This is a genomic window from Chryseobacterium sp. BGARF1 (genome assembly GCF_001677955.1).
Lineage (GTDB): Bacteria > Bacteroidota > Bacteroidia > Flavobacteriales > Weeksellaceae > Chryseobacterium.
Genome location: NZ_LELA01000081.1, coordinates 1 through 13,732 on the forward strand (window position 1 = coordinate 1; position 13,732 = coordinate 13,732).

General features: G+C 31.9%; 15 protein-coding genes. 2 read left to right on the forward strand and 13 right to left on the reverse strand.

Translation table 11 applies throughout. The features are described 5' to 3' along the window. Positions 1 to 116: 116 nt before the first annotated feature. The 9 genes from AB671_RS15320 to AB671_RS15360 all read right to left on the reverse strand — a co-directional run bounded on the left by AB671_RS15320 (position 117) and on the right by AB671_RS15360 (position 9,111). A complete protein-coding gene (locus AB671_RS15320) occupies positions 117 to 1,424 on the reverse strand; it encodes a hypothetical protein (protein WP_157444225.1) in 1,308 nt (435 codons plus the stop codon). Between the two features lie 158 nt (positions 1,425 to 1,582). After that, complete coding sequence (locus tag AB671_RS15325) at positions 1,583 to 2,905, reverse strand: DUF58 domain-containing protein (RefSeq protein WP_066679796.1); 1,323 nt, start codon at positions 2,903 to 2,905, stop codon at positions 1,583 to 1,585. Between the two features lie 54 nt (positions 2,906 to 2,959). Then, positions 2,960 to 3,310, reverse strand: a complete 351-nt coding sequence (locus tag AB671_RS15330) for a four helix bundle protein (protein ID WP_066679797.1) — start codon at positions 3,308 to 3,310, stop codon at positions 2,960 to 2,962. A 51-nt stretch (positions 3,311 to 3,361) separates the two neighbouring features. Next, positions 3,362 to 4,402: an AAA family ATPase gene (locus AB671_RS15335; protein ID WP_066679798.1), complete on the reverse strand. Its 1,041-nt coding sequence runs from the start codon at positions 4,400 to 4,402 to the stop codon at positions 3,362 to 3,364. Positions 4,403 to 4,632: 230 nt separating this feature from the next. Beyond that, positions 4,633 to 5,100, reverse strand: a complete 468-nt coding sequence (gene tnpA, locus AB671_RS15340) for an IS200/IS605 family transposase (RefSeq protein ID WP_066679799.1) — start codon at positions 5,098 to 5,100, stop codon at positions 4,633 to 4,635. A 118-nt stretch (positions 5,101 to 5,218) separates the two neighbouring features. Further along, positions 5,219 to 6,376 carry a DUF4350 domain-containing protein gene (locus AB671_RS15345; protein ID WP_066679800.1) on the reverse strand — a complete coding sequence of 386 codons (1,158 nt, stop codon included), beginning with the start codon at positions 6,374 to 6,376 and terminating at the stop codon, positions 5,219 to 5,221. A 15-nt stretch (positions 6,377 to 6,391) separates the two neighbouring features. Further along, on the reverse strand, positions 6,392 to 7,189 hold the full coding sequence (locus AB671_RS15350; protein ID WP_066679801.1) for a DUF4129 domain-containing protein: 798 nt from the start codon (positions 7,187 to 7,189) through the stop codon (positions 6,392 to 6,394). Next, positions 7,182 to 8,141 carry a DUF4013 domain-containing protein gene (locus AB671_RS15355; RefSeq protein ID WP_066679802.1) on the reverse strand — a complete coding sequence of 320 codons (960 nt, stop codon included), beginning with the start codon at positions 8,139 to 8,141 and terminating at the stop codon, positions 7,182 to 7,184. Before AB671_RS15355 ends, AB671_RS15350 begins: the two co-directional genes overlap by 8 nt. Continuing rightward, a complete protein-coding gene (locus AB671_RS15360) occupies positions 8,128 to 9,111 on the reverse strand; it encodes a stage II sporulation protein M (RefSeq protein WP_066679803.1) in 984 nt (327 codons plus the stop codon). Before AB671_RS15360 ends, AB671_RS15355 begins: the two co-directional genes overlap by 14 nt. A gap of 27 nt (positions 9,112 to 9,138) precedes the next feature. On the opposite strand from AB671_RS15360, the gene AB671_RS15365 reads away from it, so the two are divergent. Further along, the gene (locus tag AB671_RS15365) at positions 9,139 to 9,888 is read left to right on the forward strand and encodes an RDD family protein (RefSeq protein ID WP_066679804.1); all 750 of its coding nucleotides are present in this window, start codon (positions 9,139 to 9,141) and stop codon (positions 9,886 to 9,888) included. A gap of 133 nt (positions 9,889 to 10,021) precedes the next feature. Here the strand turns inward: AB671_RS15365 and AB671_RS15370 are convergent, their stop codons facing one another. Next, on the reverse strand, positions 10,022 to 10,498 hold the full coding sequence (locus tag AB671_RS15370) for a hypothetical protein (protein ID WP_066679805.1): 477 nt from the start codon (positions 10,496 to 10,498) through the stop codon (positions 10,022 to 10,024). A 201-nt stretch (positions 10,499 to 10,699) separates the two neighbouring features. Here AB671_RS15370 and AB671_RS15375 point away from each other — a divergent pair, with 201 nt between their 5' ends. After that, a complete protein-coding gene (locus AB671_RS15375) occupies positions 10,700 to 10,990 on the forward strand; it encodes a GNAT family N-acetyltransferase (RefSeq protein WP_066679806.1) in 291 nt (96 codons plus the stop codon). Here AB671_RS15375 and AB671_RS15380 read toward each other — a convergent pair. From AB671_RS15380 to AB671_RS15390, 3 genes are all read right to left on the reverse strand, one after another. Next, positions 10,979 to 11,950, reverse strand: a complete 972-nt coding sequence (locus AB671_RS15380; RefSeq protein ID WP_066679807.1) for a glycosyltransferase family protein — start codon at positions 11,948 to 11,950, stop codon at positions 10,979 to 10,981. The two genes, AB671_RS15375 and AB671_RS15380, sit on opposite strands and share 12 nt — an antisense overlap. Position 11,951: 1 nt before the next feature. After that, a complete protein-coding gene (locus AB671_RS15385) occupies positions 11,952 to 12,776 on the reverse strand; it encodes a UDP-2,3-diacylglucosamine diphosphatase (protein WP_066679808.1) in 825 nt (274 codons plus the stop codon). Positions 12,777 to 12,920: 144 nt separating this feature from the next. Continuing rightward, on the reverse strand, positions 12,921 to 13,661 hold the full coding sequence (locus tag AB671_RS15390; protein ID WP_066679809.1) for a YebC/PmpR family DNA-binding transcriptional regulator: 741 nt from the start codon (positions 13,659 to 13,661) through the stop codon (positions 12,921 to 12,923). Positions 13,662 to 13,732: the final 71 nt, after the last annotated feature.

The window sequence follows — 13,732 nt, forward strand, 5'->3', positions numbered from 1 at the left end:
TTGCTTGTTGCTTGTTGCTTGTTGCTTGTTGCTTGTTGCTTGTTGCTTGTTGCTTGTTGCTTGTTGCTTGTTGCTTGTTGCTTGTTGCAAAATTATAAATACTTGACGACATTTAATTATTTTATCAAAACCTTTTCATTTTTTATTAAAATCTGATAATCACAATTCTTTTGTCTTTCCCAATTATGAATTATAATATTTTTAGGATCAATCCCATTTTTAAAAGCAAGTTCTTTACTTTCCCAATGATTAAAAAAAAGAGGCTCTCGTAATATAAAATTGGTATTATTTTCAACTTCTTTATATACATCAAAATCTACACAAACACTCCCCTTTTCTATATTATTTTCATCAAGTTTAATTTTAATTTTTCTGAAAATATTATTATTAAAATCATTTGCGTAAATCCAAGAATTTTTCACCCCTAGATTGCCTATAATTAAAACTAAACTAAATATAGAGAACACAAGAGCAATTCCATTTTTTTTGAATTTGGTTTGCCCTATAAAATACAGAAGAAAGCATAGGAGCGATATCGTAAAAAACAATCGTACAGAGCCTAAATTGCGATTCTCAAATCCGAATAAAGTGGGCATGTATGTTGAAAAAATAAAAATTCCAAAGCTAAAAATGAAGCCACAAAACGCGAGTATTGCAACCTTTTTTATTTTTTTTGAATTGAGATGAAAATCAAAGTTTTTTAATACATTAAAAACACCATATGAGAGGAATATTGCAATAGCCCACTCAAAAATGCTTATTTTCCCGATATTGATAAAACTTCTATAAATTGCAACAAAATAATCTCTAAAAATCATTTTTCCTGACCACACTATGATTTTGAAATTCCTTTGCATATCAAAAATATTGGAGACCGAATCTCTTTGATATGAGTTTGTAAAAAAGTACACCTGTGCAAATTTCCGATAAATTAATAGCAACCCTAAAGTCAATAGAGCATATATAATTTTCTTTTTATTCTCTTTAATCAATAAAATATTGATCAAAATTCCCATAAAAAATATCTCATACGATAATATGGAAAGGATAAATAACAGAGAACTTAGAATTAGATTTTTCTTAACTACGATAAAATAAATACTTAATACATAAAAAATTGTAGCCACATTAGAATTCAACATGATTGGCGAAAACTGTATCGACGTTCCAATCATTGAAACAGCATAAAACAAAATAGCCAAACAAGCGATCTCTTTGGCTAAGATTTTATTTAATACAAAATAAATAGTTAGTATAGATAAAGGAAAAAAAAGAAGTCCTGAGAAATATATTTGGGCATTGTTTTGTGAAAGAAAAATAATTGTACCTGTAATAAAACCAGATACAGGCCTTGCCGACATGGTAGAAGAATTTACAAAAGAAGCGATATAATCAAAATAATTTTGATTTATATCTTTTGCCAAATAAATCATTGCTAGATCATCTGCCAATACAACATTTGAGCTATAGATCGCGTACAGCGTGTAAAATACATAAAAAAAGACCAAAAAAAATAAGAGAATAAAACTCTTTTCATAATTACTTTTACTCATTCTTCAATTTTGTGTTTAATCGGTATTAGCTACAAGATCCCTCTTGCTTTTATCTCAAGATATTTGTTGATCACATCCACATTCAGATTCTCAGGAAGTGTGTAGACTGAGTAAATACCATATTTTCTTAATTCCTGAATGATGAGTTTTTTCTCAAATTCAAATTTCTCGGCAATGATTTCGTCATAAATTCCCTGCATACTTTCGGGATCGGTATGTATCAGTTTCTGAATTTCAGTATTTTTAAAGAAAACGACCACCAACAAATGGTTCTTGGCAATTCCTCTCAAATATTTCATTTGTCTGTTTAGGCCGTCCAAAGTTTCAAAATTGGTAAAAAGCAAAACCAAGCTTCTCTGATTAATAGAGTATTTTACATCCTGATACAATCTGTTGAAATCACTTTCAAAAAAATCGGTTTTAATGTTATATAAAGCTTCAGAAATTTTTCTTAATTGTCCCGATTTATTTTCGGCGGCTACTTTATTTTCAGCTTTTTTAGAAAATGTCATCATTCCGGCACGGTCACCTTTTTTCAAAATAATATGAGACAATGCCATGGTTGCATTGATCGAATAATCGAGAAGACTTAAGCCATTAAAAGGCATTTTCATTGTTCTTCCTTTATCTATCAGCATAAAAATACGTTGCGATTTTTCGTCCTGAAACTGATTCACCATCAAACGATTGGTTTTCGAGGTCGCTTTCCAGTTAATCGTTCTCACATCATCTCCAGGAACATATTCTTTGATTTGCTCAAACTCCATCGTGTGTCCCAGTTTTCTGATCTTTTTAATCCCGCCTAATAGAAATTCGTTCTGAAGCGCCATCAATTCATATTTTCTTAAATGAACGAACGACGGATAAGAAGCCAAGGAAGTATCTCTCTGGAATATAAATCTTTTTGAAATGAAACCAATTGGCGAGGAAGCATAAATATTTAAAGCTCCAAAATTATACTCTCCACGTTCTTTTGGTTCTAAAAAATATTGAAATAATGTGTTTTTCCCAGACTGAATTTCCTTCTTAATCAAAAAATCTCTCTTCTGAAACTGAAAAGGGATTTCATCAATCACCTTTACATTGATTTTAAAACTATAATTATTTTTAATATCAACTTTTACTGCATTTTCATCGCCATTTGATAATTTTTCGGGTAAAATTCTTTGTGCTAAAACCGCTTCTTTTTGCCTGAAAACAAGTAAATAATCAACAAAAGCAGTAAGGAAAATCAACAATAAAAGACCGTGCCCCAGAATCATAAAAAACGGAAAGAAAAACGCTAAAACATAGAGCATTCCCACACCGATGAGTGCGAAAAAAAAGCGGGTATTGATGTATAGTTTTTTCAAGGTTGCAGATTTTAGGTTTTAGGTTGCAGTTAAATACCGTTTAAATATTTTAAGTTATTTTAATGAATTGATAAGTCCGTTTAGCATTTTTGAAATTTCAATAATATCCTGATTTAATTTTAAATAATGTTCTTCACTTAAAAATTTAAGATTTTGGGCAATAATTAATTGGGTTTCGACTTCTGCGCAACTTCCTCTTGCTATTTTTAGAAATTGTAAATAATCGGCAACGCTTCTCCTTGAGTTTCCTTCAGCAATATTAGACGGAATTGAAATTGAAGCTCTTCTGATTTGTGATGTCAATCCGTACATTTCATCTTTAGGAAAATTATTTGTCACTTCATAAATTTCAGTAACGAAATTTATCGATTTTTGCCAAACCAAAAGCTCTTTAAAATTAGCCATACCTAAATATTTTAAACTCGAATCATTACCCTAAAATCTTTTACCTGTAACCTACCTCGGAATCTCAATTCCTTCCAAAATCTGTCTGATAATTTCATCGGCCGTCAAACCTTCCATTTCTCTTTCCGGCGAAACGATTACTCTGTGTCTTAAAACAGCGTAACTGGCTTCTTTGATGTCTTCAGGAGTTACAAAATCTCTGCCTCTCAATGCTGCAAAAGCTTTTGAAGCCGTTAATAATGCTAAACTTGCTCTTGGTGAAGCTCCCAAATACAAGAATTGATTTTCTCTCGTATTGATGATAATTTTAGCGATGTATTCAATCAGTTGAGATTCAACAATAATTTCTTTTACTAATTTCTGATAATTATTTAACTGTTGTGCTGTAATTACTTTATTGACAGCTTCAGTTTTATCTTCAAGTCTGTTATCATGCTGATTTTTGATAATTGCAACTTCCTGCTCAAGATTCGGGTAACCTACATTGATTTTAAATAAAAATCGGTCAAGTTGAGCTTCCGGAAGTCTATAGGTTCCTTCATGCTCAATCGGGTTTTGAGTAGCGACCACAAGAAAAGGTTCATCCATTTCGTAACGGGTTCCGTCAATTGTAATTTGCTTCTCTTCCATTACTTCAAACAAAGCCGCTTGAGTTTTTGCAGGAGAACGGTTGATCTCGTCAATCAAGATAAAGCTTGAAAAAATAGGACCTTTTTTAAACTCAAATTCAGAATTTTTCATACTGAAAATGGATGTTCCCAAAATATCTGAAGGCATTAAATCCGGCGTAAACTGTATTCTGCTGAAATCTACATCAATTGTTTTTGCCAGTAATTTTGCCGTAATTGTTTTTGCTACTCCCGGAACGCCTTCAATCAAAACGTGTCCGTTTGAAAGTAAAGCTGCCAAAAGATGTTCGACCATATTTTCCTGCCCTACAATTACTTTTGCAATCTCCGTTTTTACTTTATTTAAATTTTCACGAAGTTCAATCATATCAATTCTTGATTGAAATTCTCCCTGATCTTTTTGTTCTTTATTTAAATTGATAGAATTTTGAATTCCTAAATCCTGATCATTATAATTTTCCATTTTGTTTTGTTTTTTTATTGTCTTTGAATACTATGATGTTTCGCTCCTACGGAGCTCATTTTTCATATTTCTACTCTTTTTCTACAAAGGTCAGGCTCTTACGGAGCCTTCCTACATTCCAATTATTTTCTATTTTAAATTTCAGTTTAAAGATAGTAAACTCCGTAGGAGTTCAACCTTTGTAGCAGGTTTTATGTACTAATTAGCGGAGCTCCGTAGGAGCGGCACCTTTAATCATCATAAAATTCAAAAACGTATTCATTTTTATAATCAATTTCAAATTTTGTTAAAAACTCAATATACTCTTCTTTAAAAGATTGTTTCTCGTGGTGTTTTTTCTGATTCAAAATATACTTCACTACAGAATCAATTTGGCTTTTTGAATAAGAAAATGCGCCATAACCTTCCTGCCAATGAAATTTCCCTGTAAACCAATTTTTTTCATTAATGAGTTTTGAAGAATTAGATTTAATATCTCTCACAAGATTAGGAATAAGAATATTCAAATCATTATAACCAATTAAAATATGAACATGATCCGGATTTGCATAAATCGCTAAAAGCTTTTGATGATTATTCTGGACAATTCCTGTAATATATTTTTCCAAACGCTCCCGAAACTCTTCACGAATTTGCCTTTCTCTACCTTTTACGGCAAAAATTAGCTGAATGAAAATTTGTGAATAGGTATTCGGCATTTTTGAAAATTTTTAAGATTATAATTTTTAAGGTTTCGCTCCTACGGAGCTCATTTCCACATTTCTATTTTTTTTCTACGAAGGTCAGACTCCTACGGAGCCTTCCTCATTACCATTCTTATTTTAAAATTTCATCCAAGAGACTGTTTATTCTTGCCAAGTCTTCTTTCATTACACTTGCATAAGGGTCTTGTGCTTTTCTGATCAGAACGATTGCTTCATTAACTATTTCTGTAGATTTTCCGGTTTTCAACTGAAGTTTTTTTGCAAATTCTTCGTCTAAGTTTTGTGTATCGATAAGAAAATCAAGTCTTACTTTATTTAAAAAATATTGGGCTTTTTTCGCCATCATATCATGGAAATCTCCTTCCTGTAAATAGAGATTCCCAATACTTTTCACAAAATCGGCGGAAGTATTTTTCAGTGGTTCAATGATAGGAACAACTCGCTGTTTTCGTTTTACATTAAACAAAATAAATAAAAGCAAACCTCCTAACAAGACCCACCAAGCATATTTCAAAGCAGGATTAGAAAGCACAAAACGCAATAATGAACTCGATTCTTTGGTATTGCTTTCTACAAACCATAATGTTTCTCTGTCGCTCAAATATGAAAAAATACTTTGCGCATATCTTACATTTCCTGATTGTAAAAGATAGTAATTCGTTAAAAAAAGCGGTTCACAATGCACATAAATTGTTCCTTTTCCAAATGTAGCTTTGATAAAATTTGCCTGGTCATCATTATTTTCTTCAACTGTTTTTCCTAAAATCTGAACACTCGGTTTAATGTATGAAAAGCCTCTTCCCGATGGGAATTTATCTAATTTAATAAAATCATTCTGATATTTTTTATCAGTCAGTTTCAGAACATTTTGGTCTTCGTAGGAAATTTTCGAACCATAAAAACCAATGGTATCCGAAATATTTTTTGGTAGTCGATTCGCAATAATCATCGCATCTGAACCTTTGGAAACTTCATCTAAAATTTTATTCCAAGATTCAGGATCCATTTCGCTTTCTACGATGAGAATATTGTGTGGTTTCTTATCCTTTTCTTTATAATAATTGTAAGGCGCAACATCAATTTTCGTGAGATTGTTTTTTAATAAATCTTTTACTTCTTTATTAAAAACAAAGAGACCGAAAGGAGATTTTTGATTAACATCATAATTTTTTCGCCAGTCTGTAACTTCCTTTTTATTGACTTCAAACAATGCCAAAATCACCATAATAATGATGAAAACAAGAGCATATATTTTGAAATTTTTATTCATTTTTAAGAAGTTTAATTAAGGTTTGAATCCGTGAAACTGGTTTTTAAATTTGCCATAACTCTCCGCATCAATATTGAACTCGCCATACCAAACATAATCAAAAATATAGGAAAGATTGTAAAACTCATTTTTAAGATGTGCAGCTTTTAATTCGGCAACGTAATCTTTATTTGTTTTTTCAGGATTCCAAAGAATAAGTTTTTTATCACTTAACTTTTTAAGAATATATAAAAATTGATATCTAACTGCTGAACGGTAATCCCCTTCATTTTCAAACTTGGCAATACTTTGTGGAAAATTGATTTCATGAATGTTTTCACGAAGTTCTTCTTCGTTGATTTCGATTTTTTTATTCCTTTTACCGAAAAATAAACTTCCGTTGGTTCCTATTAAATATTTAACGATAAAATAAAGTAAAAACCCAACCAAAATAATCGCAAAAAGACGGATAACAACACCCGTAATCTGTGAAGAAGTTTCTAAACTGATTTCACCAAAAATACTTTGAAGCAGTTTAGCAAGTTTACGTTGAAGTTTTTCAAAAAACGATTCTCTGGGTTTTGAGGTAGAATAATCAAACTCATTTCCTTTGTATCTTGAAGGCAGATTTTCTTTAAACTTCTTAGGAAAAACCGTATTTTCAGTTTGAGGATTGGCTTTTAAAATAGAATCTGCGACATACATGTTTTTGTAATGCGATGTCACTATAGAATCATCAACATACACTTCAGAAAAATCATCTTCTTCATACTCCTGAGATTTTAAAACCCCAAGATTCAGAAAAATCAATAAAAAAAACAGAAACTTATTCATTGATGCCAATCGTTTCAATTTCTTCCAATTCTACTTTCTGGTGAAAATCTCTGCGACTGTCATAGTACATCAATCCAGAATTCACATACATTAAATTCGATAAAAAAAATGAGACCAACAAAGAAACTCCATACATTACAAACATCATTATTCCGAAACTTCCGGCAAATGGGTTTTGTTCAAAATTTGCATCAGGCGCAGTAGTCGTGATTTTCAGCATGAAAAAAATCATGGGTATTGCAGTAAAAATGGTCGTAATTACATAAAGAATTATTGAAATAACAACCGTAGAACCCCAATATTTCCAGAATGGAGATCTTTCTCTTCCATTCGTGTAAGAAAACTGTGAACGAATGGAGTAACTTAAACTTTCAAAAAAAACTCTTTTGCTGTTAAAGTAATCGTACATTAAAAAGGTAACCACATTAAATAATACAGGATAAACTAAAAGTATAAGAAAGAATCCGATAACAATTAATATCATCGCATAAGAAATTCCCATTACAATAAGAGAGAGCGGCGTCACAACGAAAACCATTCCTAGACAAAGCTTTCCTATTTTGCCTGCATTTTTCTTAAAATCACCGAGAATATCATCCGTTTTTATTTTCACCTCTCCTTCTGCCAATCTTTTAAGGTAAAAAACAGGGAAAAGATAATTGACAATCATCATGATTAAAAAAAGCAAGAAAGTAAGCAATCCTACTACGACAAACATTCCGATATTATCTTCAAAATATGATTCGAAATAATAACTTTCGCCACTCATATTGGAGCCTAAAATCTGCATAATCAGTTCTCTGTAACCAAAAATAAATACAGCCACCATCAGAATAAGCAAAAGCCCATTCAGCAGAATATAATTTCTGAAATAGTTTTTACCGTATAATTTGAAAAAGGTAAAACTGTCGCTGATAAATGTTCCGAAATCTCTTTTTTTATAAAATTGCATCTTTGATCGTGTTTTTTATTCTTCGGTTAACAATATGTGGATAAACAAAATAATAAAAGCCAATAATACCCAAACATCCAAAAATGATAAAAAGATTGAGTGACAAAGGCATGTTTAAAGCATGTCTCGTAACGTAGCCTTCGATAATTCCGGCACAAATGGTAAAGGGAATTGTACTTAAAAATATTTTAAATGAATTTTTAAATCCGTTTTTAAAAGAATTAAATCTGGAAAGTGTTTTCGGAAAAAGAATAGATGTTCCGAGAATTAAACCACACATTCCTTCAACCACCATACTGAAAATTTCAAATGTTCCGTGAAGCCAGATTCCTCTTGCGCTGTCTCCTAAAGCCCCGTGTTCATAGAAAAAGTACTGAAAAGTTCCCAGCATCATAGAATTTTGCATTAGAAGATACAAAGTTCCGACTCCTCCCAAAATACCGTAAATGTATAATTTTGCACCGACGATAATGTTGTTGAAAGTAATTCCTATGGTACTTCCCCAAGTTGAACCATCCTGATAAACGCCCACTGCATTTCCATTTTTGATGTTTTCGATGGTCATATTCACATAACCTTCACTTAAGATAAGATTCGCAAAATCTTTATCATAAATTGCAGAAAGAACGCCGATCAGCATAAAAAATATAAAGAATAAAAATGAGTAGATCAAGTATCTTCTGTTTTCGTAAACAATTAAAGGAACCTCTGTTTTAAAGAAATAAACAAGTCTATTTTCTTCAACTCTTTTCGTCTTATAAATTTTCTGAAAGATCTGAGAAGAAAGATGATTCAAATAAACAACTGTATTACTTTTGGGATAGTAAGTCTGGGCGAAAGAAAGGTCGTTGACTAGGTTAATATACAACGAAGACAGGTCATCAGGATTTTTTTTAATTTTCCCTTGAACAACCTGCTCAATTCCCAACCATTTTTCTTTATTTTGTTTAATGAAATAAACTTCTCTCATAATTGTAAGGCTAAAATAATAAAAATTATGTCTCAAATTGCGATTAACACCTCCCAAAATGTAAATATTAATTTTATCACCGCAAGTATCGGAGAACGAATGGTAGCCTACATTTTAGACACTCTCATCAAAGGGGCTTATCTTGTGGCAACGTTCTATTTATTTTTCAGCGTTTTCAATTTAGGATATATTTTAGACGGTTTAGATTCGTGGTCACAAAATGCAATTTACATCGTTCTCACATTACCTGTTGCTCTCTATCCTCTTGTTTTGGAAAGTTTAATGGAAGGGCAAACTCCTGGAAAAAAAGTAATGAAAATACGGGTGGTAAAAATAGATGGCTATCAGGCAAGTTTCGGAGATTATCTGATCCGTTGGGTTTTCAGATTGATTGACACAACCTTCGCAGGAGTGGTAGGTTTAATTTCTATGATTGTTTCTAAAAACAATCAGCGATTAGGAGACATTGCTTCCGGAACTGCCGTCATCTCACTCAAAAACAACATCAATATTTCTCATACTATCCTTGAAAATATCAACCACGACTACATTCCAACCTTTTCACAGGTAATTGGATTAAGCGATAATGATATGAGAATTATTAAAGATAATTATTTAAAAGCTCTTAAAATTGACGACCGACAAGTCATCACGAAGCTTTCGGACAAAATAAAAAGTATTCTAAAACTGGAAGTAGATCCAACGAAAATGACAGAAAGACAGTTTATAGGAATTATTATTAAAGATTACAATTATTATACAGGGAAAGATAGTTAAATGGTAAATTCTGCTTCAAAAACAAATTGATAATATCACAAATTTTAAATTTCCTTTATAAATCATTCAAACTTAACAGCTTTTAAAGAATCTGCTAGGTTTACTAATAAAGACCGTTTAAAACTCACTAAAATTACTGCAGAAGAGCCCAAACTCCCACACCAATACCTGCATAAACAGCAATAGTAATAATATCAGCGATGGGTTGTGAAAAGCGTTTTTCAGCAATTTTCTCGGCATTGATTTGATTCTTATGGAATTTCAGAACTTTCTCACGGCTACGAACTGGATGAACAACAAGACTATCTCCTTCCCATCGATCAACGATTACTTTATAGGCTCTTCCATCAACATCAATTTTCACATTTTTATTGGGGGCAAGTTTCTCCTGAATATTAATTGGGGGGGCTGTTTGTTGTGGGTTTAGGCTTTGATTTTGAGATTTTGCCTTTACACTTTCTGTTTGCATGGAAGCAATATTTGGGAGAGCTTTACTACTTTTAGATTCCTGCTTATTATCGGCTGCCACATCCACAGTTTTTTTAACCTGATACGTATAACAACTCACAAGAGAAAGTGATAAAATGATGAGATAAAGATATTTTCGCATTAGCCAAATTTAAGAATTAAACGGAATATTTAAGATTTTCTTTTAAAAGATTCTATAAAAAAATAAATTCCGCGAAAATTTTGTACAATCTAAGTAAATTAGCATGTGAAGCGAATTAACTATTCACAATCACTTCATCATAGGAGCTTATTTCCAATCGGTGCAGTTTTTGTAGTTTTAAATTTAATTAAAATATAAACTATGAAATTCGTCAACAACAAATCTGGAAACGGCGGTGTAATCACACTCAACAACGAAATAAAAGAAGTAGGCAGAGTAACTTATACCATTTTTCCTGAAGAAAATAAACTAATCATTTCTTTCGTATTAGTACATCCCGAATTTGAAGGTCGCGGATTGGGAAAATTTTTAGTGGAAGAAGCGATTAAATTTTCAAGAGAAAACAATTGGAAAGTGTATCCACATTGTTCTTACGCAAGAGCTGTAATGAAAAGAATGAACGATGTAGAAGATATTTTTTTACAAAGCTAAAACATCTTTCACCAGAATATCTTCAATATCATCGGGATAATTTACCTGAAAATGCAAATCTGAGGCAACCCAGTTTGTAATCTCCACTCGATTTAAAATTTTAGAATTTGGAATTCCCATTTTGTCTAAAGCACAGGCATTACACTCCTGCTCGTATTGATTGTGAATGGGAATTACAAAGAGTTTTTTATCCATAAAAAGAGCTTCAGCCGGAGTTTCAAATCCTGCATTGCATAAAATCCCGTCGCAGTTTTCGAAATATTTTAAATATTGAATTTCATCAATGGGAAAAACCTCAACATTTTTCTCCTTTCTCTGAAGTTTGCTGTGTTTTGAAAAAACTTTCCACTCTACTGGAACTTCGCTTAAAACTTTAATGATATTTTCATCAGAAAAACTGGGAAGATACACCACATAAAATCCTTTTTTATCAGGATTCAAATTTCTTATCTTTTTCCTGATTACTGGTTTTTTAATTTGTGGATGATAATTTTCAAAATGAAAACCAATTTTTCGTTCACTCGGAACGTAATATTTTAAAATCAATTCTCCGAAAAAATCTTTTTTTGCAGGTTTGGGGGTTTCTTTAAAGCTCATTGAAGCTTGGTGACTGAGTTCAATCATGTTTAAACCTTTCGTTTTACAAGCCCAACCCGTTAATGGCTCATAATCGTTAATAATTAAATCGTATTTCGTTAAATCGATTTGTTTAATGGTTTTAAAAGCTTCAAGGAAATTATTTTCTAAAAGGATTTTTTTATAGGAAATTCCGCCCGTTTTGTTATAAAGAAGAGATATGCCTTTGTGCTGAAAGTTAATCGGAAAATCGGCCTTTAATTGAGATTGATGGCCACTTATAAAAGTATCAACGGAAGCATATTTTTTAAGAATAGGAATAATTTCCTGCGCACGTGCAACATGACCGTTCCCTGTTCCCTGAAATGCGTACAAAACTTTCATATTAAGTAAATTGGGTTACAATTTTCAATAAATCAGAGCTGTTGATATCCTGAATTTCTTCAGATTCATCATCTTTCAACAAATGTTTATGATCTTCATAATGAAAGATCTTCCATTCATTGTCATTAAATTCGAGAGCTGATAAATTTTCTATCCAATCTCCAGAATTTAAATAAATACAAGAACCTTTTTTATTAGAAACTTTGCGCATCTGAGGCTGATGGATATGGCCACAAACTACATAATCGTATCCGTTATCAATAGCAAGTTCAGAAGCCGTTAATTCAAAATCGCCAATATACTTTACTGCCTTTTTTACGTTATTCTTAATCTTCTTTGAAAAAGAGTATTTTTCTCTCCCCATTTTTTCTAAAAACCAATTGACAACATTATTGATAACAATTAAAAGGTCATATCCTTTTCCGCCAAGCTTAGCGATCCATTTTGAATGCTGAACTGAGGCATCAAAGACATCACCATGAAAAATCCATGTTTTTTTATCGTTGATTTCCAGGCAAAGTTTATTGCAGACCTTTAGCTTCCCCAATTCAAAATCGGTAAACTTTCTGAACATTTCATCATGATTACCGGTAATATAATAGACATCTGTGTTTTTTGTAGCTAATGAAATAATCTTTTTGATCACTTTTAAATGAGGCTTAGGGAAGTAAGACTTTTTAAACTGCCAAATATCAATAATGTCACCATTTAAAACTAATGTTTTCGGTTGAATAGAATTTAGATACCGTAGAAGTTCTTTGGCCTTACATCCGTAAGTTCCCAAATGTACATCCGAAATAACAACAAGTTCAACGTTTCTTTTCAATTGCAGATATTTATCTTACTAATGATCAAATGTGATCGCCATATCAATTAGTGTTTATATTGACCAAGGATGGCGATTTCACAATTGATTCTTATGCAAAGAAACTAATTGAAAATGAACTGTATATGAATGCTATATTATTTTTTATAAAGATTCCAGAAGTTCTTCTGTAATTTCCATGTTATGATAAACGTTTTGCACATCATCATCCTCTTCGAAACGGTCTAGCATTTTCATATTAGCTTTAAACTGATCTAGAGTAACTTCTTTTGTATTATTTGGAATTCTCTGTAATTCAGCACTTTTAGCTTCTATTTTCAGTTCATCTAATTTGTGAGACAAAGAACCGAAATCTTCAAAAGCAGTTGTAATCATTACTTCTTCATCATCTTTTTCAACATCTTCTGCACCACCATCGATCATTTCCATTTCAAAATCATCCCAATCCATTGTTACTTTAGCTAAATCGATAGTGAAAATTCCTTTTCTGTCAAAAATAAAAGCTAGCTCCCCATTCTTTCCTAGGTTACCATCAAACTTATTGAAAATTGCTCTTACGTTGGCAACCGTTCTTGTTGTATTGTTGGTTGTACATTCAACAAAGAATGCTACACCACCTTGTCCATATCCTTCATAAGTGATCTCTTCATAGTTTTCAGCATCTGCACCAGCTGCCTTTTTGATTGCTCTTTCAACATTATCTTTGGGCATATTGGCACCCTTTGCATTTTGGATACATCTTCTCAATGCAGGATTAGCTTCTGGATCTGTTCCTCCAGCTTTTACCGCTAAGGCAATATCTTTTCCTATTTTAGAGAATGTTTTGGCCATTTTATCCCAACGTGCCATTTTTGAGGCTTTTCTATATTCAAATGCTCTTCCCATTTTGTAATTTAAATTTTGACAAAATTACTTAAAATCAACAACAAAAAAAAATACCCCCAGAAACCTGGAGG

What these genes read in the sequence shown, in the direction of transcription:
- AB671_RS15330 (WP_066679797.1), bottom strand. Translation starts at nt 3,310, where the DNA reads ATGGCTAATTTTAAAGAGCTTTTGGTTTGGCAAAAATCGATAAATTTC.
- AB671_RS15335 (WP_066679798.1), bottom strand. Translation starts at nt 4,402, where the DNA reads ATGGAAAATTATAATGATCAGGATTTAGGAATTCAAAATTCTATCAAT.
- tnpA (WP_066679799.1), bottom strand. Translation starts at nt 5,100, where the DNA reads ATGCCGAATACCTATTCACAAATTTTCATTCAGCTAATTTTTGCCGTA.
- AB671_RS15345 (WP_066679800.1), bottom strand. Translation starts at nt 6,376, where the DNA reads ATGAATAAAAATTTCAAAATATATGCTCTTGTTTTCATCATTATTATG.
- AB671_RS15350 (WP_066679801.1), bottom strand. Translation starts at nt 7,189, where the DNA reads ATGAATAAGTTTCTGTTTTTTTTATTGATTTTTCTGAATCTTGGGGTT.
- AB671_RS15355 (WP_066679802.1), bottom strand. Translation starts at nt 8,141, where the DNA reads ATGCAATTTTATAAAAAAAGAGATTTCGGAACATTTATCAGCGACAGT.
- AB671_RS15360 (WP_066679803.1), bottom strand. Translation starts at nt 9,111, where the DNA reads ATGAGAGAAGTTTATTTCATTAAACAAAATAAAGAAAAATGGTTGGGA.
- AB671_RS15365 (WP_066679804.1), top strand. Translation starts at nt 9,139, where the DNA reads ATGTCTCAAATTGCGATTAACACCTCCCAAAATGTAAATATTAATTTT.
- AB671_RS15370 (WP_066679805.1), bottom strand. Translation starts at nt 10,498, where the DNA reads ATGCGAAAATATCTTTATCTCATCATTTTATCACTTTCTCTTGTGAGT.
- AB671_RS15375 (WP_066679806.1), top strand. Translation starts at nt 10,700, where the DNA reads ATGAAATTCGTCAACAACAAATCTGGAAACGGCGGTGTAATCACACTC.
- AB671_RS15380 (WP_066679807.1), bottom strand. Translation starts at nt 11,950, where the DNA reads ATGAAAGTTTTGTACGCATTTCAGGGAACAGGGAACGGTCATGTTGCA.
- AB671_RS15390 (WP_066679809.1), bottom strand. Translation starts at nt 13,661, where the DNA reads ATGGGAAGAGCATTTGAATATAGAAAAGCCTCAAAAATGGCACGTTGG.